Source organism: Sphingobacterium sp. KH_072 (assembly GCF_057837975.1).
Genome location: NZ_CM174457.1, coordinates 2,704,601 through 2,727,996 on the forward strand (window position 1 = coordinate 2,704,601; position 23,396 = coordinate 2,727,996).

A 23,396-nucleotide genomic window follows, 5' to 3' on the forward strand; every position below is an offset into this window, starting at 1 on the left:
CTCATTGTATAAAATTAAAATTTTCCTTATATTAGGATACTCTATAAGTAGGATTTATGTTAGAACTAACACACGACCGTAAAAATCTCATCCAATCTTATGGCATACTGATCTGCACTGATGCATTTGACCATATTGTAGGAATCAGTGAAGCGATCGACGGAATCACGAATCGACCTGCAACAGATTACCTCGGCCGAGATATTCGTGATTTTTTAGCCAATCACTTTAATCATCAATCGACAAAGATTCTTGATATCGTACGAGAAATTAAACATCAAGAGATTGCTAATAAAGTGCTGGAATTGTGTTGTGGTGATCAAGTATATATGCTACACCTTTCGCAAGTAAATCACCACATCCACTGGGAATGGGAGCTGAACACGATTAGTAAGCCTACAGCATTTCACATGCACGATATTGCTCATGTCTTAGAATCTAGCCAAAAATCACTATGGCACAAACTTTCGGAAAACATTCTGCAAATCGTGGAATTTGATCGGGTGTATGTATGCCAGATTCATGAAAACAACTCCAGTGAGGTTATCGCAGAGTACGTGGAAGATTCTTCTAAATCATTAATAAACTGCCGCTTTTCGGCTGACTTTCTGCAACAGGAAGATGTGGACAACTACTTGGCCGCAACCTATCGTTATGTCCCAGATCTATTTGCTCCTCTGGTTTCTTTTCACGAATTGACAGAAGAACAGGTAACTGTTAAGACATCTCATCTTTACACACTGCCCGCATTACACGCGGATTTTGCAAGAAGCTTAGGCGCAAAAAGCGTCATTTCGTTTCCACTAGTTGCCAATGGTCGACTTTGGGGTATATTAATGGCACACAGCTTTACAAAACGCACCATTGACTTATCCAAACGCCAACTATGCCAATTACTGTGTATATATGCCGCCAAGAGGCAAGAATCTAGCATAAAGAACAATTTGCTAGAGTTTCAAGAGAACATTCATGATACCTTGCTGCGGATTCGCACCGATCTGATGGGTGAATCAGATATCTTCGATACGCTAGTCAATCATCTGGAAAAAATCCAGCAAATCATGCATGCAGAAGGGATGGCTATTTCCATAGCAGATCAAGTATATGTTTCCGGCATCGCGCCATCCAAACAACAAATCTATCAGATCGACAATCTGATCCGAACCATAAAAGACAAACCACTTTTCTTAGATAGTAATTTCCGACTTCGTTATGCACAACTGATTGAGGGAGATTTGAATTTTGCTGGGATAATGGCGCTTCGCTTAGGCAAAGAGTCCGAAATTAAAATCATGCTGTTTAGACAAGAAGAAATTGATCTGGTATACCAAACAACCCCACTCCGGCAACAACTTTCCGTGGAGGAGCACGGCGTAGAAGATACTATATATACGCACGAAACTTGGCAACGGGTCGTTTTAGATACTGCAAAATCGTGGGACACGAACGATTTGTACTTCGCACAACACTTACGAAACCTTTTGCATGACACGATGCTGGCTAAATCGGAGGAAAAGGATCGCATCAACCAAAAATTAATATCCCTAAATAATGAGCTAGAAATGCTCACATTTACCCTCTCACACGACCTCAAAAACCCGCTCTCTGTGGTTAAATTGAGCTCGCAAATGCTCGTTAGAAGGCTAGCAAACAATGACCACAAGCGATGGATCGATATGTTGCTGGATGGTGTGGATGATATAGAAAACATGCTGGATAGCGTACTCTCTGTTGGCAAAAGCAAAGTTTATCTATTTGAGCATGCCGACATACCCATGACGCAGATGATCGAAAAGATTGTATCTCATAGTAAATTGGTTCAAAATAGCTTTCACACAGAGGTCACCTACGGCGAATTATTGCCAATTTGGGGAGAACGAAATCTTTTGCACCAAGTATTTCAAAACATTATCGGAAATGCCGTTAAATATAGCAAAGACCATCCAACACCCAAACTACACATTAACAGCTATAGCCTAGAATTAAAAACGGTCTATGAAATTCAGGATAATGGCATTGGGATTCCCAAAAGTGAATTAGAAAACATTTTTCACGTATTCAAGCGTTCTTCTAACGTAGGAAAGATTGATGGAACAGGCGTAGGTTTAGCGTTGGTAAGGAGGATACTAGATCGTTTGCAAGCAACGATACTATTAGAGAGTTCGGAAGAACAAGGCACCAAAGCAATACTCAGTTTCAACACAAAGCCACCTGCAGATTGATACACAGATGGCTTTATTATATTTCTAAAATTTTCAATTAGTCAATTAATATCGACTACCAATTTGATTCTGCAGGATGGAAAAAGATGGCATAGATAATAATTAGAAGCACTATTGCAATCCCAATTACCCATTTTATCATTTTACCGGCGGGTTTATCATTGGCTTCTTCCTTGACTACATCCGCCACTTTCTTCTCATTTTTAAATGGTCTTTCGTCGCCTGTATTTTCGTCGCCTGTATTTAAGTTTTCTGTATTTTCCATTATGGTTACCTCCTCTGGTTTTTAGTAATTAGATCGATGTTTTTCGGTACGATAGCAATTTCACTATCAGATGTAATTTTACAACCACAGTCATGCCCAATTAGTTTCTACATGGCGAGCAAATGCGTATTTAACGCAAAACATATATTGTACATTAAAGCGTTAAATTTGCCGTTTTTACATCGATAACCTCGGGCGACTTTTTTGCGTATCTTGACTGTTTTAATTGAGACATCGCTCCTTGCTGCTTATACAATTCAGGTAAGGATTTAAACGCATAATACATGATATCTTCCCAATCTTGTCGCTGCAAAATCAACTCATGCAGCGCTATGGACCGAAGTAGATTATCTGTACTTAATTCTATAAATGTTGTTTCAAATTGCGCACTATCTCGCAATAGATGACCTTCAACATGTCGCCAAATCACATCATAATCATCTTGGCCTATAGCAACTGATCGCCCATCACACAAGTACACGAATTCCTCCTGCGTCGAGGCATAATAGTTTTTCAGATTTTCGCATGCTACCTGTATTTCTGGATTCGGACTAGCAGAAGACGCTATCTCATAAAGTGCCATTCCTTCCGTCCTTAACAAGAAAAGTTCATTCACCACAAACATTTCATTTTCGGTTTCTCGAACTGAAGCAGATTGGCACGAAGTTGCTACCAAAGAAATCAGAACCATGATGGGTGCGAAGTTTTTCATTGTATTTATAGTTGCCACAATTCTTATACCGCTGGGTATCACTCTGTGAAAACCGCGTACTATATCTGCAAAAGCAGGTATTTATCCCCGTTATATTAGTGAATATTTGGTAGCACAATCTTCTAACAAACAGTCAAGATAAAACAGGTGGAAATACTGGTAATGTCAAATTTTATAAACAACCTGTTATTTCGATCGTTGTTATTATACTAAAACACATCTGTATGCAAGACAATAATGAAGAGTGTACTATATTTTTAAGGCGCATCATCGCTGCAAATAAAGATCGAATAGATCATTATTCGAACGCTATACAACTCTTGGACACGGATCATGACTCGAATTTAATTTTGTTGTTCGAAAAGTTCTCTCAGCAATCCCAGCAATTCAAGGCACAATTGACACCTCTGTTGTACCGCGAAGGAAATGCAGAGCAACCAAGCGGCGACTCTGGCAGCAAAGTCTTGAACAGCAGAATTGATCAACAATCCACCGCGAATCGGGCAGCGCTGTTAAAGGCATTTGTACAACTCGAGCTCGACTTCGAGAATATATATCAAGAAATACATACGTGCAATGAAATTATTGAGGATCAAATCAAAGAATTAATCACTAGTCAGTCTAAACTTCTGGAAAAATCTCAAGATGATATAGCTTCATTCCTTAATAAGAATTAAAAAACTAGTTAATACACATTAATAAAGTAAACTATGCAGACAATCGATTTAGAATTATTGAAAGAACTGACAAGTGTTCAAGACGAACCATGTATATCGCTCTATATGACTACGCACAAAGTCCATCCTGCTAGCGCATCTGACTCGATATCATTTAAGAATTTATATAAGAAGACACTTCAGTACATACAAGAGCAAAAGCTAACCGAACACGAAGCTTTACTTAAACCATTAGAAAAACTTATTGAAGACAAGAGCTTCTGGGATAATGGCACACGAGGCCTAGCCATATTTGCTTCCGCCGAAGAAACTAAAATCATCCGTCTCCCAGAAGAGGTACAAGAGATTTCGTGCGTAGCAAATGCGTATTGCATCAAACCACTTTTCAAGATGTACAATGAAAATCAAAACTACTATCTCTTAGCTTTAGGATTAGATAGTGTCAAATTGTACGCTGGCGACAGACATCACATGGAAGAATTGGACATTGAGGGAAAGATACCGCTCAGCATGAAAGAAGCGCTTGGCGACCAGTTGACGGATAATCATTTTCATGCTTCTGTAGTGGAAGGTGCGGGATTGCACGGTTATATGGAAAAAAGTCAGGAAGAAGATATAGACATGGATCGTTTCTTCCGCAAAATAGACAAAGGCATTACCGAGCATTTTGATATTCCAGCTAAAACTCCGTTGCTGTTGGCCGCTTTACCGGAGCATCATACCGATTTTGTACGGATCAGTAAGAATAGCAATTTGGGACCTGTGCACATACCGATCAATCCGCATTCGTTAGGCCGACCCGAGTTACTCAAAAAAGTACAGGAAGTGCTGGACGAAGCGTTGGTAAAACGCAAAACAGAATTATTAGACAAGCAGCAATTGGCTGCCCAAGAAAACCTGAGTAGCACGGAATTGACCGATATAGTCCGAGATGCCATCGATGGTAAAGTGGATGTACTATGTATCGAAAATGGCAAAGGCATCAAAGGATCAATCGATGTAGAGCAGCGAGGTATTAATGAAAATGACAGCTCAACTACTGATGTGATCAACGAATTAGTACGCACCGTTTTTAACTTCGGTGGAGATGTAGTGGTATTAGAAGAAGCAGATATGCCAACAAACGATGGCGTCTTTACGATCAATCGTTATTAATCACGATAATCTTCAAAAATAAAAATCCGAAACGTGCATCTTGAGTGCACGTTTCGGATTTTTGCTATTATAAGCCAATTCATTATTACATTAAGACAATTTCGTTTTAGTTATACCACTTTTGAGAATACTTTGTGTAATAGTAGTACATTTGTCCTATCATAATTTAGGTTTATAATTGGTTAGTAAAGGTTTTCATTCTCCCCGTTTGAAAACCTTTTTTTGTTAAATAAATAATCCATTAAATCTTAAAAAATCACCAACGACAATCAAAATAATACATTTACATACATACAAACACTTTTATTGTAAATAATTATCAAACAATAACAATAATAAGTGCACAAAAAATAAAAAACCATAAAAATCAACATCAAAATAACCACACAATACAATAAAAACAGAAAAAAAACAGATAAAACCTGTTTAAAATAAATTTTTATGGATTTTATCATAAATAAATAGTTTAAAACTTGATATAACCAAAAAAATACTTACATTTGTGTCATCATCATAACAAAAATTTAGGTTTATAATTGGTTAGCAAAGGTTTTCATCCTCCCCGTTTGAAAACCTTTCTTTTTTTTCCCATTTATATTCGAGAACAAAATGTAAATTGTATTTCAATATTTTTTGGCAGATTGTTTGTTAATTGATGTTGTATTTCAAAATGAATAGTCCGAATAAACATAATTTTCAAGCAGTGCTATTTGCAATCCTCTGTGGCTTGTGCTGTAAAAGCAATGCGCAGCACCCCGTACACGAGATTGAGGTTACAAAACATGTCGCGGACACCGCCAAGCAACGGGATTTGATCGATATCGGTAAAAAAATTCTTAAAATCGAAACCACGAACACATTAGATAGCACCGGAAAAAAGGTATACTTTTCCTTTCTCCCTTTCTCAGCCAATGTACCAGGCGGCGGACAGGCGCTCATCACGACCACTACTGCGGGATTTTACTTGGGAGATCGAAAGACTACCAATATGTCGCGCGTGACGTTTACGCCGTACACCAATTTCGGACGTAGATTTGGTCTACCCATTCGTTCGTATGTGTGGCTAGAAGATAATACTTGGGTAATCGACGGCGATATTCGTCTTTTGAAGTATCCGATCGAAACTTGGGGTGTTGGCCATGAATACCGCAACCATGATCATCTCATGATGGACTACACCTACCTTCGCGTTTATCAACACGCACTGAAGCGCATTTGCGATGGACTATTCCTCGGAGGCGGATACAATTTAGATTATTGGATGAACATTCGCAGTCAAGAAAATATGGCCTTAGGTGATTTCACCAGTTATCCTTATGGTACAGATGAGTCGGATTACATCGTATCATCTGGATTTAGCGTTAATATGATTTATGACACGCGTGGCAACTCCATCAATCCTTGGGCTGGTAACTACGCTAGTATTCGTGTACGCACAAACCCCACATTTATGGGCAGCGATGAGAGCTGGAGTTCGCTATTTGTAGAAACTCGACGATACCACCGTTTTACGCGTGATCAGAATAAGCAAAATATGTTGGCTATTCGTAATTTTCTGTGGACGGTATTTAACTCTCCCGCTCCCTTTCTAGATCTTCCAACACTCGGCGGTGATACGTACAATAGTTCTGGTCGGGGATTTCCATTAAATCGGTTTAGAGGAAAATCATTGTATTATGCGGAAGCGGAATATCGGCGCGATCTGACGAGCAATGGCCTTTTTGGATTTGTTGCCTTTATTAACGCCAATACCGTGAGCGGACCAGAGAGCTCCTTTTTTCGCACGTGGAATTTCGGCACAGGGGCTGGCGCTCGTATCAAATTTAATAAGAATGCTGGGACTAATATTGCTATCGACTACGGCATAAGTCGTGATTTCCGCGGATTACACCTCTCTCTAGGGGAAGTTTTCTAAACAATCTCAGCAGCGCACCTTACACCTGACCATTAACAGGAGTAATAACTACTAATTACAGCTAGGAAGTAGCAAGAATATATTTCGAGAATACAGTGACCCGTAGTACACCCCATTTCGGATATAAATGCTACAGAAATAAAAAAGGTAGCAGCTTTCGCTACTACCTTTTCTCAATAGGATATTGGATCGCGAAAGCGATTATAATTTACCGATCTCTTGTGCTAGATCGATGATTTTGTTAGAATAACCCCACTCATTGTCGTACCAAGATACTACTTTCACGAAGTTATCATTCAATGAAATACCTGCTTTTGCATCGAAGATCGACGTACGAGCATCTCCTAAGAAATCGCTAGATACTACTTCATCTTCAGTGTAACCCAAGATACCTTTCAATTCACCAGCAGCAGCTTCTTTCATCGCTGTTTTGATATCTTCGTACGAAGCACCTTTTTCTAAGCGAACAGTTAAATCTACTACCGATACATCAGCCGTAGGAACACGGAATGACATACCAGTTAATTTCCCTTTAAGCTCCGGCAATACCAAACCTACTGCTTTCGCAGCTCCTGTAGAAGAAGGAATGATGTTTTGGTACGCACCACGTCCACCTCTCCAGTCTTTTGCAGATGGGCTATCTACTGTTTTTTGAGTAGCTGTTACTGCGTGTACAGTAGTCATCAATCCTTCAGCAATACCAAACTTGTCGTTCAAAACTTTTGCTAATGGAGCCAAACAGTTTGTAGTACAAGATGCGTTAGAAACGATCGTGTGCTCAGCAGTCAACGATTTGTGATTTACACCCATTACGAATGTCGGGGTATCATCTTTCGCTGGCGCAGACATTACTACTTTTTTAGCACCTGCATCAATATGTTTTTGAGCAGTTTCTTGAGTCAAGAATAAACCTGTAGACTCAATGATGATTTCTGCACCTACTTCATTCCATTTCAAGTTTGCAGGATCACGCTCTGCAGTTACACGGATTGTTTTACCGTTTACAACAAGATTTCCATCCTGTACTTCTACTGTACCATCAAACTGGCCGTGTGTAGAATCGTATTTCAACATGTACGCCATGTAATCTGGCTCTACTAAGTCGTTGATACCAACTACTTCAATATCTTCACGTTTTACAGCAGCTCTGAAAGCCAATCGGCCAATGCGACCGAATCCGTTAATTCCAATTTTCATATCTATATAATTTGTTATTTACTATTTATGTGTATTACAAAAGCATATTTCTATACCGTTATAAGACCTATTGAGATTAATTTTTCGTTGTATAATATTTTATTAAATTTTGCACCGGCTCATGAATAATCGTACCGACAGGCAAGTGATATTCGGCAGCCAACTCAATTAACCAGGGCGCATATTTACTGGCTACAGAACCCGTAAAGTTTACGACAGAATCCGGATATGCTTCCGACAGCGGAACCAGATAGGTTTTGATATATGTTTCTAAGCCACGCTTTATGATAGCAGACATATAAGGCTCCTCTTTGTTTTCCAAAATAAAATCAGAGAAAGAATTTAGAAAGATATTGGGGTTTGGCAGATTATAGATTTTGTCCATGATCGTTTTCCGATCAAGTGGATGACTTTGTAAGAATTTCTCCCGAAAACCCTGAGGCATTAGTTCACTCAGAAAATCCCGAAGCAATTGCCGAGCCAACCAGTTGGATGAGCCTTCATCTGCCATAATGTAGCCCAACCCGTAGTTGTTATTGACTATTTTCTTTCCATTATAATAAGCCGCATTAGAGCCGCTACCAATAATCCCAATGATGCCCTTTTCGTTACCAAATGTAGCAATGGCCGAAGCCAAAATATCATGGTGAACCTTGACCTTGGCATTCTTAAAAAACTCATGAAATACGCGGTCTACCTTTTCCTGACGATCGCTGGAAGATGCTCCTGCGCCAAAAAAGTAGATTCGACGAATCTTTTCCGCATTATTGATTAAGTGCGTATTGCGATTGAAGATCTGATAAATAGCACGCTCATCTTGAACGTATGGATTGATTCCAGTAGTTTTGAAACCATACAGCACCCTCCCCTTCTCGGCTATTCGCCAATCTGCAAATTTGGAACCACTGTATACTACTACAATCATATATGACGATCTATCTTTCGGTTTATCGGATGTATACGCTATATGGACATTACTTTAGAAATCTCTAACAATTCCTCGTCTAATTTAAATACATCACTGTGCAACGCTACATGGAGCGGCGTCGTGACGATCTGATTCCCTTTGAATCCGATGGTCGACTTTGAGTTTCCTTTTAGCAGTTCTAATACCGCATGATAGCCCATTCGCGTGGCCAAAATACGATCAAAACTACTTGGAGAACCACCCCGTTGTAAGTGCCCTAAGATACTAACTTTTGTGTCAAAGAAATTAAATTTTTCTTTCACGCGCTTCGCTACATGGTAAGCACCGCCATTTTTCTCTCCTTCCGCCACGATGACGATCATAGACGATTTGTTTTTGTCCATGCCATCTTCTAGCATTTGGATCAGCTCATCAATGGCTGTATCTTTTTCAGGCATTAAGATCGCTTCTGCACCAGCAGCTACACCCGCATTCAGTGCGATACAACCCGAATCACGCCCCATCACTTCTACGAAGAACAATCGGCTATGCGATGCTGCTGTATCACGAATTTTATCTATAGCTTCGATCACCGTATTATTTGCAGTGTCATAGCCAATCGTATAGTCTGTACCAAATAGATCGTTATCTATTGTACCAGGAATGCACATTACAGGAATATCATATTCCTCCGAAAACACCTCCGCACCAGTAAACGTACCGTCACCACCAATGGTAACTAAGGCGTCAATATTTGCATTTTTTAGATTTTGATAAGCTGTCGCTCGACCTTCTTTCGTCCGAAATTCAGGACAGCGAGCTGATTTCAAAACGGTACCGCCTTGGGTCAAGATAGAACTCACCGAACGGCTGTCCATTTCAAACAGGTCGTTCTCAATTAATCCTTCATAACCACGATAAATACCGGTAACTTCAATATGATGATATATGGCTGTACGAACTACAGCACGGATTGCTGCATTCATGCCTGGTGCATCTCCACCAGATGTAAGTACGCCTATTCTTTTTATGCTTGTCATGGATAGAACTCTTCAATATAATATATACGAATATAATGTGTATTTATTACACTATTAAATTTTTTTTTAGATTTGTTGTGTTTTCAGGATATTTTCCAGATAATTGTTACTTTAATCGTTAACCACATACAAGGTATTTAAAGGAGAGATCTGTGCATTCTCAATTCACCATCGATTGCGTTATTTTAAGTTTTGACAACGGAAAATTGCAGGTATTACTTACCGAACGCAATGAGTATCCGTATAAGGATTGGTGGTCCATCCCGGGCTATTTTGTGGATAAGTACGAGGAAATGGAAGATGCCGTGTATCGGATCTGCCACGAAATGACAGGGCTAAAAAACATTTACATGGATCAGCTTGCTGCTTTTGCTGGTGTGAAGCGACATCCTGAAGGCCGAATCCTGACGGTTGCTTACCTAGCATTTGTACAGTATGATAGTATCAAAAATAAGATCAAACCTGTATCCACGTACATGAAGCAAGCGAAATGGTTTGCAGCAGATGAGCTCCCAGATCTTGCTTTTGACCATGTAGAAATTGTGACAAAAAGTCTGGATCGTCTAAAGAACACGATCTCCTATTCAGCCTCATTATACGAGCTTCTTCCAGAGAAATTTACACTTACCCAACTGCAGCAATTGCACGAAGCCATTCTCGGCAAGACGTTGGACAAGAGAAACTTTCGCAAAAAAATCAATACACTTGGTTACTTAAAACCACTGGACGAATACCAGAAAGGCGTTTCCTATCGCGCTGCAAAACTCTACAAGCTTGATAAACGCAAATTTCAAAAGGTTATCGGCCAAGGATAACCCGCATTTAATTAAATGTTAACCAATTGTTAACAAAAGTATCTAATTCTCCAGACATTGTCTCACTATTGTCTTTTTTGTTTTTTTTTATACTAGTAATACCTTCTTTTTATATTTTTGAACAATTTTTAACAAAAGTCAAATAGTATAAATGTTCAAAAATGTCAGAAACTAGGAAAGAAGAGATTGTAGAGGCGGCACTGAAGAGGTTCTCTCATTTTGGTATTCAAAAGACCACAATGAACGAAATTGCAGATGATTTAAGGATTACGAAAGCAAACCTCTATTACTATTATGCGGATAAATCTACGTTGTTGGGCGACTGTGTAAAATCAGTAATGAATGAAATGTCTATTCGTGAACATGAGATAATACAAGCCAACGAAGGTGGTTTGCTCGGAACACTTTTCTCTTTGTTCGAATTGCACAACAATTATTCAAAGGATTATTACATGCTATCCTTATATGAAAAAGTGGAGATCATTAGAGAGCTCAGCATGCAATGCATGGTGCAAGAATTTGATCAACGTAACATTAAAAATCTCCGGATCCTGTTTCAACGTGCAATCGACACAAAAGAACTGATATTGATTGACTTAGAAATGGCTACTAATGCCTTTCATGAGATCACAAAAGGCTTATCCATGTTTCACCGTATCTCCGATATCATGACCGGGATCCCCAACGTTGATAATACAGACAAGATATTAGCCAGCCAAAAACGTGCTGCAAGATTTATTTTAGAAGGAAAATTAATTAGTAAACAATAATAATGAAACGTATAAAACTGATCGCCATTATGGTGTCGGGCTTATTGGCCACACCTACCTTATTTGCACAGGAGAAATTAACCCTGCAACAGGCTATCCGCTACGCGCTGGAAAACAAGGTTGATGCACAGAAATCAAAACTGGATATTGCCAATGCAGAAAACAAGATTGACGAAACCAGATCTGGTGCACTCCCACAGATCAGTGCAAATGGTGGTTTTACATACAACCCGATCATTCAACAGAATGCTATTGATGTAAGTGCCTTTCCTGGCGCAGGAGGTGGCATCGAAACGCCTATTACTGAAGGAGGAGAAGGACAACTTGCTTTGGTCGCTTTTGGTACCCCATGGACATCTGCCAATACGATTCAATTAAGTCAGCAGATCTTCAACCAAGCGTTGTTTACCGGATTAAAAGCGGCAAAGACATCAAGAGAATTTTACCGCATCAACCATACACTTACCGAAGAACAATTGATCGAAAAGATCGCCAATGCGTATTATGAGGTTTTTCAGACACAGCAAACCTTGAAAACGGTGCAAACCAACCTAGACAATACGCGCAAGAGCTTGAACATTATTAAAGGACTGTACGAGTCTGGACTGCAGAAAAAGATCGACTTAGATCGTATGCAAGTAGCCGTAACAAACCTCGAATCGCAAAAACAGCAAACTTTAAACGGTCTGGAATTGCAGAATAATGCCTTGAAGTTTGCCATGGGTATGGATATATCTAGAAAAATTGTACTTCCGGAAGAAACTTTTCAGGTAGACATATCCAAAATCTTTGAGGATTCCAATTCGGAGTTGAGAACAGAAATCCTCCTGATGGATAAGCAAGCAGAATTATTGGAACTGAACAAAAAAGCGATCATCGCTGAATATTACCCTACTGTATCGATAGACGCAAACTATGGGGTAATGGGTTTCTCTAGAGATTTTTTCCTGACCAGTCCTTCAACGTCAAGATGGGCAGATTTCTCTGCAGTAGGATTAAAGATTAATATACCAATCTTTAACGGTTTTGCTACGCGCAGTAAAGTGCGCCAAGCAGAAGTAGATTTACAAGCTTTACGCTATGATCGCATAGACACTAAACTAGCATTAGATCTAGCGAATGAGAATGCCAAATCACAGATGAAAAATAGCATATTGGTAATCCGTTCTAATCAAGACAATGTGGAGCTAGCCAAAGAGGTATTAGCCGACACCGAAAATAATTACAGAAACGGATTAGCAACCCTGACTGAGCTATTGGATGCGGAGAAAGCATTCGCGGATGCGCAAAATAACTACACTACATCGCTACTTGACTACAAAGTAGCAGAAGTACAGCTTATCAAAGCAAAAGGACAATTAAGATCACTAATTAACGAATAATATAACCACGACTATACAAATGAAACGCACCATTATTACAGTACTTATTATAGCCGCAGCGCTAGCAGGTATCGTTTATTTACTACAGAAAAATAAGGCAAAAAACGAAGAAGAAACACAACAGGCGGCCGCCGTTAACCCGAAAGTATCGGTACGTACTGACACCGCAAACAACCGCATGATGGACCTGGCATACATCGCCAACGGAAACTTTGAACCTAAACAAATGGTCACCGTTTCTGCTGAAACACAAGGACGTGTTGTTCGCGTATTGGTGGATGAGGGTAGCCAAGTTCGTGCCGGACAAACACTAGCCGTTGTGGAATCTGATCGTATCAACGTCAACGTATCCAATGCGGAAGTCAACATGAGCCAAGCAAAACGTGACCTAGATCGTTACGAAAGTGCTTTCAAATCTGGCGGTGTTACTGAGCAGCAATTGGAGCAGGCGAGATCACAATATGAAACTGCTAAAAACAACTACCGAACAGCAGAATTAAATGCAGGTGATGTAACGATCAAGACCTCAGTAGCTGGTATTGTAAATCACCGTAAAATTGAACCAGGCACATACGTAAGTCCAGGTACAGCCGCTTTCGATATTGTGAATGTGAGCACTCTGAAGCTTCGCGTGAATGTGGATGAGAAAAACGTGGCTACACTTAGCGTAGGACAAGAGGTGGAAGTAGCCGCAAGCGTATATCCAGAAAACAAATACACAGGAAAGATCACATTCATCGCTCCTGTATCTGATGGTAGCTTGAACTTCCCCGTAGAGATTGAAGTGCAAAACAATGGTAATCAGACATTAAAAGCAGGTATGTACGGAACCGCTAAATTCGGCGCGAACAAGCAGGCAGATGTATTGATTATTCCACGCACCGCATTTGTCGGTTCTGTGAGTGACAACAGAGTATTCGTAGTTCGTGACGGTAAAGCACTGGAAACTAAGGCAGTATCTGGCCGCAACTTCGGCAACTACATTGAAGTACTTTCCGGTTTGCAATCAGGTGATGTGGTCGTGACTTCTGGTCAGATCAACTTAATGGACGGCACCGAGATCGAAATTATTAAGTAATCACTCGCACAAAATATTTGGCATGAAAATAAGTGAAATTTCCATCAAACGACCGAGCATCATCATAGTACTCTTTATACTATTGACGCTGGGTGGTATATTCTCGTACTCTCAATTGGGGTATGAGTTGATTCCAAAATTTGAAACAAACGTAATCACGGTACAAACCACGTATCCCGGAGCGTCTCCGACGGAGGTAGAAAATACCGTAACCCGTGTGATTGAAGATGCTGTTTCCTCTCTAGAAAGCATCAAGAAGGTAGAAGCAACATCAATGGAGAATGTCTCTATCGTGATGATTACCCTCAATACGGGTGCCGATGTCAACTTTTTGTTGACGGATGCACAACGTAAAATCAATGCGGTACTTAATGATCTTCCAGACGATGTAGATCCGCCATCATTAAATAAGTTCTCTCTCGATGATGTCGCGATTATGAGCTTGGCGGTTACCTCCAACCTATCAGAGAAAGATCTATACGACTTGCTTGACCAGAAAATCCAACCCGTTTTTGCGCGGATCAATGGTGTAGCAAAGGTCGACATGATTGGTGGTGAGCAGCGTCAGATCCAGGTACGTATTGACCCAGACAAATTGCAAGGTTACCGCCTTCCATTGGCGCAGGTACAACAGATGATAGCTTCTTCCAACTTGGATTTCCCGACAGGAAGTGTGACCACCGATGAGAAACGAACTACCATCCGTTTGGCGGGTAAAGTGAATACCATCGAAGAATTACGTAATCTTCCGATTACCACTTCTGCTGGCTCAATCATCTACCTACGTGATATCGCAGATGTACAGGATGGCATTGCAGAAATAGAAAAAATTGCCCGATTAGACCGTCAAAACACCATCCTAATGCAGGTGTTTAAACAGTCTGACGCAAATGCTGTAGAAGTGTCTGAGCTCGTGCAAAACACGATCGCACAGGTACAGACTGACTATGCCGAGAATAACATCAATATTTTCTTGGCGTCTGACTCTTCAAAGTTTACGTTGAGTTCGGCTAATAACGTGGTACACGATTTAATGATAGCAATTGTGTTGGTTGGTTTTATTATGCTATTCTTCTTGCATAGTTTGCGTAATGCAGCCATTACCATGGTAGCGATTCCATTATCATTGATCGCCACGTTTATTGGTTTATTGATCATGGGATATACGCTAAATCTGATGTCGCTATTAGCGCTATCACTTGTGGTAGGTATCCTGGTGGATGATGCTATTGTGGTACTAGAAAACATTCACCGCCACATGGAGATGGGTAAGAATAAAGTGCGAGCAGCCTATGATGGAGCGAGTGAGATTGGCTTTACCGTATCTGCGATTACCTTAGTTATTGTAGTCGTATTTTTACCGATCGCACTTTCATCTGGATTGGTAGCCGACATCCTGAAGCAATTCTGTGTGACGGTTATTATCGCGACATCCCTATCCTTCCTAGTTTCCTTTACCGTAGTGCCTTGGTTATACTCGCGTTTCGGAAAATTGGAACACATGAGCACCACGTCATTTTTTGGCCGTATTATTCATGGTTTTGAAAGTGGATTAACCAGTTTCACCCATTGGATTTCTGATTTATTGAAATGGTCTATTAAAAACCGCATCACTAAGGTTGCGACTTTATTGATCGCCTTAATATTATTTGTCGCATCCATCGCTTTATTGCCTTTAGGCTTTATCGGATCCGACTTCTTCCCGAGCAGTGACCGTGGTGAATTCTTGGTGCAATTGGAGTTAGAGAAAGATGCATCTTTACAGGTGTCCAATCAATTTACCCAACGCGCAGAAGCCTACATGGCTACTAAACCAGAGATTGACAGGATGATTACGTCTGTGGGTCAGTCGAGTGATGGAGTAATGTCTACCGGTGGTTCACGTTACAAATCAGAGATTCAGGTATTCATCAAAGATGAATACAAAACGCAAATCAACTCACGTGTCTATTCTGCTCAACTAAAGCGGGAGCTGGAAAATCGCTTGATCGGGCCGAAAATCAAAATGGTCGCCATGGGCTTGATTGGTGCGGAGCAAGCGCCTTTAAAACTGACCATCATCGGCTCTAGTATGGAAGACGCCTTAGAATTTGCCGAACGCGCAGCAGAAGAATTGCGTGCAGTTCCTGGTGCTGTAGGTGTAAAATTGACTTCTGAAACGGGTAACCCAGAAATCAATGTCGAGGTGGATCGTGAAAAGATGACATCGTTGGGCTTGAACATCTCTACCATCGGTATGAGTATGCAAACTGCTTACGCCGGTAACACAGACAATAAGTTCCGTGCAGGCGACAATGAGTACGAAATCAATATCCAATTTGATGATAAAGGTCGCTACGACATTGGTAACGTACGAAATCTGGAATTCATTAATAACAATGGAAACGCTATAAAGCTGGAACAATTCGCAGACGTGAAATACAGCTCAGGTCCTACCCTCTTGGAGCGCCGCGACAAGTCGCCGGCAGTATCTGTAGAAGGTCAGATCATCGGTAGATCCGGTGGTGCTGTAGCTGCAGATTGGGAACTGAAGTTTTCACAATTGGAGCGTGCTCCTGGTGTGCAATACCTATGGGGGGGTAATATGGAGAATCAATCGGAAGGCTTTGGTACGTTGGGTATCGCTTTGATTGCATCGGTATTACTCGTATACCTCGTGATGGTGGCGTTGTACGATTCGTTCGCTACGCCGTTCATCGTCTTGTTCTCTATCCCGCTGTCCTTTATCGGAGCGTTATTAGCATTAGCTTTAACGAATCAATCGTTAAACATCTTTACTATCTTAGGTATCATCATGTTGATCGGTTTGGTAGCTAAAAATGCGATCCTCTTGGTAGATTTTGCCAATCATAAAAAGGAATCAGGCGCCAGTACATTCGACGCGTTAGTCGCGGCAAACCATGCCCGTCTACGTCCGATCTTAATGACGACCATTGCGATGGTGTTCGGTATGATTCCAATTGCTATTGCTACGGGTGACGGTGCCGATACCAACCGTGGTTTGGCGATTGTAATTATTGGTGGACTATTATCCTCGCTATTCCTTACGCTCGTCATTGTACCGGTCGTATACTCTATCTTTGATGGATTCCAACGTCGTTTTGGTAGCCAAGAAAAAGCTAACTACGCTGATTTAATCGTAGAAGACTTTGAAATGCGCGAAGACTACGTAGATGAGATGGATGTTAAGCATACTTAGGTAGATTCGTCTCCTTTTGTATTAACAGATGTCAGATGCCTTGATGTACGTAAAACATACATCAAGGCATTTTTCTTAGCAAGATCGAGGCTCTGTTTTAAAAATTAAAAAAATAATAAGCTTGAAATCATGCTGTTAATACGTTACTTATTCTTTTTAGCAAAGAACGCTTGCGACAATTACAATATTATACTACTTTTGTAACACCAAAACACGGTAGATGTAGCTCAGTTGGTTAGAGCATCGGTTTGTGGTACCGAGGGTCGTGGGTTCGAGCCCCATCATTTACCCGAAAAAGCGAAGATTTACTCTTCGCTTTTTTTATTTTAGGCCCATTCGAATTGGATTTTGATATTACACACTCAACCGAAAGAGTTGTATTCCATTTTTTTCAGATATCTTATACAGATCTACCAAAATGCTTTTGAACCAGTATTGCTAATTCTTCTGCAGAGATTTTGGGCTCAGACTTCCCTTCTATGCTCCATATACGCGTGCCCATATCGAATTTTAGCAAATAGGGTTCAGATAAACCAGATTCTACGACCGTAAAAAAATGATTTTCTGTATTGTATGTCACATCGAATTCGACCGAAGTCCCATCAATTTCTTGGTTAAATGTTCTTGTATAACTCATATATTTAATTGTTTAAAAAAGTTAAGCCCCAGATGGCTATTCGTTTTGTTCTAGTCTTCTATTTTAGTCTCGCGCAGATAATCTCTTAAACGCTCTGGCACTAGATGACTTTTATCTGGATGATAATACATCTTCTCGCCTACCCGCAAGTGCTCGCCAGATTGCGGATTGAAACCTACCGTGGGCAATTCGTCGCTTTCCTCATAAAAATATTCATCAAAAATATCTGCCGCAGAAAAATGGGCGATATCCGGATTGAGAACAACAAAATCTGCGTGGAATTGATCTATTTTATTCAAAAGTTTTTCTTTAGTAAACATAGTTTTAGGTATTTGTGTACAATGCTGCTATGGCAGTTTCTTTAAAAACAAACATCCCGACCCCAGTATTGTTTGGGATCGGGATGCGGGGGTATCTTTCGAATATCTATACTGAGGATCTCAGCCGACTATGTTCAAGAAGATAAAATATAGATTTAACCTTCTGAAGATCTGGCTCTGTTAGGTGACGATCCTGGCGCTGGTCTTCCATTTTTGTTGTTATTTTTCTTCTTACGGTAGTTGTTTCTATTTTGAGACGCTCCGGTTCTCGGATTGTATACAGGCCCAGTGCCCAGTCCTTCTGGCAATGGCAACTTCTTAATCTCATACTCAATTAAGCTTTCGATTCGTCCGAAACGAGATTGATCTTTCTCATTAATAAACGTGATCGCCGTACCGGTAGTAGAAGCCCGTGCCGTACGTCCGACGCGATGCACATAATCTTCTGGATCTGGCGGTACATCGTAGTTAACGACCAAACTAATACCTACAATATCAATACCTCTACTAATCACATCCGTTCCGATCAAGACGCGTAAGCGCTTAGAACGAAACTTATTGATGATGGATTCTCGCTGCGCTTGCTCCAAGTCAGAATGAAAGCCTTCGGCCTCGATACCACTTTTGGATAGATCGCGTGCTAATGTTTTAACAATCTCCTTTTTCGAAGCAAAAACAATGATGCTGGTATAATCCTCATTGGAAAGAATATGCCGAATCAACTTACCTTTTTGATCGTCGTAGGTCATGTAAGCATGCTGATCGATACCAGCGGAAGGCTTGGAAATCGCGATATTAATTTCCTGCGGTTCTTCTAATATTTTTTTTGCCAGTGTACGAATCTTACCGGGCATCGTAGCCGAAAACAGCAAGCTTTGACGCTTAGCAGGCAGGTAACTGATGATGCGAAGGATATCATCATGAAATCCCATATCCAACATCGTATCTGCTTCATCGAGCACGAGATGTTCTAACTGTGTAAAGTCAAAGTTCCCGGAAGACATGTGACTGATCAGACGACCTGGTGTAGCTACAATGATATTTACACCTTCGCGTATGGCACGCTTCTGCTGTTCATATCCCATACCATCACCACCACCGTACACCGATATGGAAGTCGCGCCAGTAAAATAGGCTAAACCCATGATCTGTTGATCAATTTGCAAGGCCAGCTCTCGGGTGGGTACTAAAATAATGGTGTTTACGGCTTCTTTTGGATTTGTACAAATCTTGTTAAGAATGGGTAGTAGATAAGCAGCTGTTTTACCCGTTCCTGTTTGAGCACAGGCAATGAGGTCTTTATTTGCTAATATAATGGGTACGGTTTGTTCTTGTATCGGCGTTGCCTCCTTGAATCCCATACTTTCTAGTCCCTCTTCCAATGTAGAAACGAAACCAAATTCAGTAAATTTCAATATGTAATGTTTGGTATAAATAAATAACTGTCGTAATGTACTAATTTTTTATCGCATATCACGACAAACGCCACCCTAGGTAAGGTGGCGTTTGTTTTTATAAGATAGATAATTAGGACCTAATCCTGCTCATATCTTCCACTTTCGATTTCTTTACGCAATACGCTACGGCTCTTTCCATACACGAAGTAGATCACTACTCCAAGCAACATCCAGATACCTAAACGCTCCCAACTTTCGATCGGTAGCGAAGCCATCATCGCCACACATACCAACACCCCCAAAATAGGAATCAAAGGTACAAGCGGTGTTTTGAACGGACGCTCTGCCGTTGGGTTTTTGTAACGAAGTACAACCACGCCGATACAGACCAAACTAAAAGCAAACAACGTACCTATACTCACCATGTGCCCCAAATCCGACACGGGCACAAAGCCTGCAAAAATACTGACGAAAACCATGAAGATCATGTTTGTTTTCCATGGAGTCTGGCGCTTAGAAAGGTCTGAGAACATTTTTGGCAACAAACCGTCTTTACTCATCGTATAAAACACGCGACTTTGACCCAACAACATGACTAAGATAACAGAAGTATACCCTGCAATAATGGTGATGGTCATCGCCGTATTCAAGAAAGTATAACCAGTAGCTGCGAAAGCAGTCGCTACCGGGCTTGCATCTCCTTGAAAATCTTTATAATTGGCTAAACCAGTTAGTACATAAGAAAACGCCACATAAAAGACCGTACAGATAATTAACGAACCGATGATACCAATCGGCATGCCTTTTTTAGGATCAATTGCTTCTTGCGCAGCTGTACTTACCGCATCAAAACCAATAAAAGCAAAGAAAACAACTCCAGCAGCTCTTAATATACCGCTAATTCCGTAGTGACCAAAATACCCTTCACTAAAGAAGTCAAACATGCCGATCTTTCCAGCTTTCAGTAATTCCTCACCTTCATTAATAGGAATAAATGGATCATGATTAGCCGGATTAATGAAGCTCCATCCTAGTATGATAAACACTAATACTACAGCAATTTTAAGAATAACTAGTACATTATTGACTAAGGCGGATTCTTGCGTACCCCGCATCAGCAATAAGGAAATCAATACAACTATAATGATAGCCGGGAGATTCACAACACCACCTTCCCACGGACCATGTAAAATAGCTTCGGGCAATCCTTGTCCAAATACACTCATCACCAACTGATTGACATATTGTGACCAACTGGCAGATACGGTGGCAGCCGCTAAAGCATATTCCAACACCAGATCCCAACCTATGATCCACGCCATAAATTCACCCATGGTTGCATAAGAGTACGTATACGCACTACCCGCCACAGGAATCATGGATGCAAATTCAGCATAACACAATCCTGCAAACGCACAGCCTACGGCAGCAATGATAAATGCAATCGTTACCGCGGGACCAGCGTGATCCGCTGCCGCAATACCAGTCAATGAAAACAAGCCGGCACCAATAATAGCACCCACGCCAAGCGCGACGAGACCTGTACTCGTTAAAGTTCTTTTTAGTGTTCCTTCTCCACTTTGCTGCGCTTCCGCAACCAACTTTGATATGGATTTTTTATACCACATGATTTAGATTAATTTTTAGATAGTGTAAACGTACAAAAAAATACAAAAAACAGACGGTCTAGAGTCGCAAATTATAGTGATTTGCGAAAATAACTAGTCAGACCCCGTACTTTTTCAATAAAATTTGGATTATAGTTGCTATTATTTAAAATTATTGAGCCGGTCAAACCCAATTTGCTTCAGAATTGAAGTCGTTATTAAAAACTTGAATAGTTGACTAAAAATTTACAAAAGTCAATCACTCTTTTGAGACAAGCTCCGTATTTTTACGGTGTTACGATGTTCCTTGTATGAAACGATATATTAAGTTTACCGCTGTGGCAAATAACAGCAGATTGCTCCTTTCAATTTTCATTTATTTGGCCACTATCATGCTGGCACATGCGCAAATAGGTATTGGCGTACAAGGCGGAGGTAATTTCAGTAAAGGAATCGGTTCAGAATTTCGATCATCCAATCGCATTGGTCTGCAATTTGGTGCATTTCTAAGTTATGAATTGAATAGGTATTTTACCTTGCAAGTGGAGCCGGGTTATAACATCTCTCGGATTAGGACAAACGAAACAACACAAGGCTTACCTAACGGAATTAGTAGAGGTACTCGCTCTATCGATTATTTTAATCTTCCATTATTCGCTAAACTCACTATCACACCACAATTTGCTTTACTGGCCGGTATAGAATTCAACAAACTGCTCAGCGAAGACAAGCATCTGCTCAATAATGGCCTTCCCGCTTTCAGTACCGATCTAAAAAGCGGTTATGCTTTAGGTGTAGAGTTTGGGAAACTATACCTCAGGTACCGCCGGCACAATAGCTTTAGTCGGATCAACGACCAGAGCGATTCCTACATACAGCAGCTACAAATTGGCCTTCGCTTTCGTTTGCTTTAGTCAATCACCTGCTTCACAGCATTTTACACAAAAAAAATAACGGCTTAGCTCATTATGCTTTTGTAGTCGGCACTACTTTAATGCTTTCGAGAGAAACATGCTGACTTCGAATTAACAACGCAGGTCAGGAACGTTTGCTTAGTTGCCCATTCCCTACTTAAGGGCTACCTCTTCCATCTCTGCATATAGCTTTTCGACCATATCCACCATTCTCGGACTTCCAATCACTAATGGTGTACGCTGATGTAACTCTTCAGGTTGTATTTCCAAAATACGTTCTTTCCCTGTAGAAGCTTTTCCGCCTGCCTGTTCAAGTATAAAAGCCATAGGATTACATTCGTACATGAGGCGCAGTTTACCTTTTCGATGTCGCACACTTTCCGGATACATAAATATGCCGCCTTTCAGCATCGTACGATGCAAATCAGCGACTAAAGACCCAATATAGCGCAATGAATACGGACGACCAGAGGCCAGATTCTCCTCCTGACACAATTTTACATATTCCTTGATAGCTGGCGGAAAATTGACGAAATTACCTTGATTGATAGAATACGTGTTTCCATTTTCAGGAATTTGCATCATGGGATGCGACAGACAAAATTCGCCGATACTTGGATCAAGCGTAAAGCCATTAACACCATGCCCAGTCGTGTACACCAGCATAGTGGACGAGCCATACAAGATGTACCCTGCTGCCACTTGATGCAAACCTTGTTGCAATATATCTTCCTCAAATAATTTTCCAGATAGTGACTTACGCCTATAAATAGAAAATATTGTCCCGATCGATATGTTCACGTCAATATTAGAGGAGCCGTCCAGCGGATCGATACAGACGATGTACTTTCCATCAGAAGATCCTTCGGATGATGAAAAATCTAATCCTTCCTCATGTTCTTCTGAGGCAATGTAGCAACACTCTCCACCCCGCCTCAGTGCAGATATAAATTCTTGATCTGCCAATACATCTAATTTTTGCTGTTCTTCGCCTTGCACATTGGTTTGTCCGAAAGAGCCCAAAATTTCTCCAAGTCCAGCTTTATTCACTTCTCGATTTACCACTTTTGCAGCAATACCAATATCACGAAGTAAGCGTGATAACTCCCCTTTGGCAAAGGGAAATTCGGCTTGTTTCTCGATAATGAATTGCCCTAAGGTCTTGTATTCCATAATGTATGATCCAG

General features: G+C 40.7%; 20 protein-coding genes and 1 tRNA gene. 11 read left to right on the plus strand and 10 right to left on the minus strand.

Going from position 1 to position 23,396, the window contains the following annotated elements; translation table 11 throughout:
- Window positions 1–56: 56 nt before the first annotated feature.
- Window positions 57–2,222, plus strand: a complete 2,166-nt coding sequence (locus tag AC3IRT_RS12180; protein ID WP_489393491.1) for a GAF domain-containing sensor histidine kinase — start codon at window positions 57–59, stop codon at window positions 2,220–2,222.
- A gap of 55 nt (window positions 2,223–2,277) precedes the next feature.
- On the opposite strand, the gene AC3IRT_RS12185 is transcribed toward AC3IRT_RS12180, so the two are convergent.
- Complete coding sequence (locus tag AC3IRT_RS12185; protein WP_489393492.1) at window positions 2,278–2,487, minus strand: hypothetical protein; 210 nt, start codon at window positions 2,485–2,487, stop codon at window positions 2,278–2,280.
- A 154-nt stretch (window positions 2,488–2,641) separates the two neighbouring features.
- Complete coding sequence (locus tag AC3IRT_RS12190) at window positions 2,642–3,199, minus strand: hypothetical protein (protein ID WP_489393493.1); 558 nt, start codon at window positions 3,197–3,199, stop codon at window positions 2,642–2,644.
- 224 nt (window positions 3,200–3,423) lie between these two features.
- Here AC3IRT_RS12190 and AC3IRT_RS12195 point away from each other — a divergent pair, with 224 nt between their 5' ends.
- From AC3IRT_RS12195 to AC3IRT_RS12205, 3 genes are all read left to right on the plus strand, one after another.
- Entirely contained in the window at window positions 3,424–3,876 is a 453-nt protein-coding gene (locus AC3IRT_RS12195) for a hypothetical protein (RefSeq protein ID WP_489393494.1), read from the plus strand.
- A 33-nt stretch (window positions 3,877–3,909) separates the two neighbouring features.
- On the plus strand, window positions 3,910–5,031 hold the full coding sequence (locus AC3IRT_RS12200) for a baeRF3 domain-containing protein (protein WP_489393495.1): 1,122 nt from the start codon (window positions 3,910–3,912) through the stop codon (window positions 5,029–5,031).
- Window positions 5,032–5,701: 670 nt separating this feature from the next.
- Complete coding sequence (locus AC3IRT_RS12205) at window positions 5,702–6,946, plus strand: BamA/TamA family outer membrane protein (protein ID WP_489393496.1); 1,245 nt, start codon at window positions 5,702–5,704, stop codon at window positions 6,944–6,946.
- Between the two features lie 201 nt (window positions 6,947–7,147).
- On the opposite strand, the gene gap is transcribed toward AC3IRT_RS12205, so the two are convergent.
- The 3 genes from gap to pfkA all read right to left on the minus strand — a co-directional run bounded on the left by gap (window position 7,148) and on the right by pfkA (window position 10,090).
- On the minus strand, window positions 7,148–8,143 hold the full coding sequence (gene gap / locus AC3IRT_RS12210) for a type I glyceraldehyde-3-phosphate dehydrogenase (RefSeq protein WP_489393497.1): 996 nt from the start codon (window positions 8,141–8,143) through the stop codon (window positions 7,148–7,150).
- A gap of 76 nt (window positions 8,144–8,219) precedes the next feature.
- Window positions 8,220–9,068 carry a hypothetical protein gene (locus tag AC3IRT_RS12215; RefSeq protein ID WP_489393498.1) on the minus strand — a complete coding sequence of 283 codons (849 nt, stop codon included), beginning with the start codon at window positions 9,066–9,068 and terminating at the stop codon, window positions 8,220–8,222.
- Window positions 9,069–9,106: 38 nt separating this feature from the next.
- On the minus strand, window positions 9,107–10,090 hold the full coding sequence (pfkA, locus tag AC3IRT_RS12220) for a 6-phosphofructokinase (protein WP_489393499.1): 984 nt from the start codon (window positions 10,088–10,090) through the stop codon (window positions 9,107–9,109).
- A gap of 152 nt (window positions 10,091–10,242) precedes the next feature.
- On the opposite strand from pfkA, the gene AC3IRT_RS12225 reads away from it, so the two are divergent.
- The 6 genes from AC3IRT_RS12225 (at window position 10,243) to AC3IRT_RS12250 (ending at window position 17,624) form a co-directional block, all read left to right on the plus strand.
- Complete coding sequence (locus tag AC3IRT_RS12225) at window positions 10,243–10,905, plus strand: NUDIX hydrolase (protein ID WP_489393500.1); 663 nt, start codon at window positions 10,243–10,245, stop codon at window positions 10,903–10,905.
- A gap of 161 nt (window positions 10,906–11,066) precedes the next feature.
- The gene (locus AC3IRT_RS12230) at window positions 11,067–11,675 is read left to right on the plus strand and encodes a TetR/AcrR family transcriptional regulator (protein ID WP_489393501.1); all 609 of its coding nucleotides are present in this window, start codon (window positions 11,067–11,069) and stop codon (window positions 11,673–11,675) included.
- 2 nt (window positions 11,676–11,677) lie between these two features.
- Window positions 11,678–13,057 (plus strand): TolC family protein, encoded by a 1,380-nt coding sequence (locus AC3IRT_RS12235; RefSeq protein ID WP_489393502.1) that lies wholly within the window; start codon window positions 11,678–11,680, stop codon window positions 13,055–13,057.
- Window positions 13,058–13,076: 19 nt separating this feature from the next.
- Window positions 13,077–14,135 (plus strand): efflux RND transporter periplasmic adaptor subunit, encoded by a 1,059-nt coding sequence (locus tag AC3IRT_RS12240; protein WP_489393503.1) that lies wholly within the window; start codon window positions 13,077–13,079, stop codon window positions 14,133–14,135.
- A gap of 22 nt (window positions 14,136–14,157) precedes the next feature.
- The gene (locus tag AC3IRT_RS12245) at window positions 14,158–17,334 is read left to right on the plus strand and encodes an efflux RND transporter permease subunit (RefSeq protein ID WP_489393504.1); all 3,177 of its coding nucleotides are present in this window, start codon (window positions 14,158–14,160) and stop codon (window positions 17,332–17,334) included.
- Window positions 17,335–17,550: 216 nt separating this feature from the next.
- Window positions 17,551–17,624, plus strand: a tRNA-His gene (locus AC3IRT_RS12250).
- Window positions 17,625–17,734: 110 nt separating this feature from the next.
- Here AC3IRT_RS12250 and AC3IRT_RS12255 read toward each other — a convergent pair.
- From AC3IRT_RS12255 to AC3IRT_RS12270, 4 genes are all read right to left on the minus strand, one after another.
- A complete protein-coding gene (locus AC3IRT_RS12255; RefSeq protein WP_489393505.1) occupies window positions 17,735–17,971 on the minus strand; it encodes a hypothetical protein in 237 nt (78 codons plus the stop codon).
- A 50-nt stretch (window positions 17,972–18,021) separates the two neighbouring features.
- Window positions 18,022–18,291: a hypothetical protein gene (locus tag AC3IRT_RS12260; protein ID WP_489393506.1), complete on the minus strand. Its 270-nt coding sequence runs from the start codon at window positions 18,289–18,291 to the stop codon at window positions 18,022–18,024.
- A gap of 155 nt (window positions 18,292–18,446) precedes the next feature.
- On the minus strand, window positions 18,447–19,706 hold the full coding sequence (locus AC3IRT_RS12265) for a DEAD/DEAH box helicase (protein WP_489393507.1): 1,260 nt from the start codon (window positions 19,704–19,706) through the stop codon (window positions 18,447–18,449).
- Between the two features lie 119 nt (window positions 19,707–19,825).
- Window positions 19,826–21,316 carry an amino acid permease gene (locus AC3IRT_RS12270; protein WP_489393508.1) on the minus strand — a complete coding sequence of 497 codons (1,491 nt, stop codon included), beginning with the start codon at window positions 21,314–21,316 and terminating at the stop codon, window positions 19,826–19,828.
- Window positions 21,317–21,606: 290 nt separating this feature from the next.
- On the opposite strand from AC3IRT_RS12270, the gene AC3IRT_RS12275 reads away from it, so the two are divergent.
- Window positions 21,607–22,209: an outer membrane beta-barrel protein gene (locus AC3IRT_RS12275; RefSeq protein ID WP_489393509.1), complete on the plus strand. Its 603-nt coding sequence runs from the start codon at window positions 21,607–21,609 to the stop codon at window positions 22,207–22,209.
- Window positions 22,210–22,362: 153 nt separating this feature from the next.
- Here the strand turns inward: AC3IRT_RS12275 and fbp are convergent, their stop codons facing one another.
- Entirely contained in the window at window positions 22,363–23,385 is a 1,023-nt protein-coding gene (gene fbp, locus AC3IRT_RS12280; RefSeq protein WP_489396130.1) for a class 1 fructose-bisphosphatase, read from the minus strand.
- Window positions 23,386–23,396 lie beyond the last annotated feature (11 nt).

Coding starts and splice junctions, on each gene's coding strand:
- AC3IRT_RS12180 (WP_489393491.1), top strand. CDS start 57: ATGTTAGAACTAACACACGACCGTAAAAATCTCATCCAATCTTATGGC.
- AC3IRT_RS12185 (WP_489393492.1), bottom strand. CDS start 2,487: ATGGAAAATACAGAAAACTTAAATACAGGCGACGAAAATACAGGCGAC.
- AC3IRT_RS12190 (WP_489393493.1), bottom strand. CDS start 3,199: ATGAAAAACTTCGCACCCATCATGGTTCTGATTTCTTTGGTAGCAACT.
- AC3IRT_RS12195 (WP_489393494.1), top strand. CDS start 3,424: ATGCAAGACAATAATGAAGAGTGTACTATATTTTTAAGGCGCATCATC.
- AC3IRT_RS12200 (WP_489393495.1), top strand. CDS start 3,910: ATGCAGACAATCGATTTAGAATTATTGAAAGAACTGACAAGTGTTCAA.
- AC3IRT_RS12205 (WP_489393496.1), top strand. CDS start 5,702: ATGAATAGTCCGAATAAACATAATTTTCAAGCAGTGCTATTTGCAATC.
- gap (WP_489393497.1), bottom strand. CDS start 8,143: ATGAAAATTGGAATTAACGGATTCGGTCGCATTGGCCGATTGGCTTTC.
- AC3IRT_RS12215 (WP_489393498.1), bottom strand. CDS start 9,068: ATGATTGTAGTAGTATACAGTGGTTCCAAATTTGCAGATTGGCGAATA.
- pfkA (WP_489393499.1), bottom strand. CDS start 10,090: ATGACAAGCATAAAAAGAATAGGCGTACTTACATCTGGTGGAGATGCA.
- AC3IRT_RS12230 (WP_489393501.1), top strand. CDS start 11,067: ATGTCAGAAACTAGGAAAGAAGAGATTGTAGAGGCGGCACTGAAGAGG.
- AC3IRT_RS12235 (WP_489393502.1), top strand. CDS start 11,678: ATGAAACGTATAAAACTGATCGCCATTATGGTGTCGGGCTTATTGGCC.
- AC3IRT_RS12240 (WP_489393503.1), top strand. CDS start 13,077: ATGAAACGCACCATTATTACAGTACTTATTATAGCCGCAGCGCTAGCA.
- AC3IRT_RS12245 (WP_489393504.1), top strand. CDS start 14,158: ATGAAAATAAGTGAAATTTCCATCAAACGACCGAGCATCATCATAGTA.
- AC3IRT_RS12255 (WP_489393505.1), bottom strand. CDS start 17,971: ATGAGTTATACAAGAACATTTAACCAAGAAATTGATGGGACTTCGGTC.
- AC3IRT_RS12260 (WP_489393506.1), bottom strand. CDS start 18,291: ATGTTTACTAAAGAAAAACTTTTGAATAAAATAGATCAATTCCACGCA.
- AC3IRT_RS12270 (WP_489393508.1), bottom strand. CDS start 21,316: ATGTGGTATAAAAAATCCATATCAAAGTTGGTTGCGGAAGCGCAGCAA.
- AC3IRT_RS12275 (WP_489393509.1), top strand. CDS start 21,607: ATGAAACGATATATTAAGTTTACCGCTGTGGCAAATAACAGCAGATTG.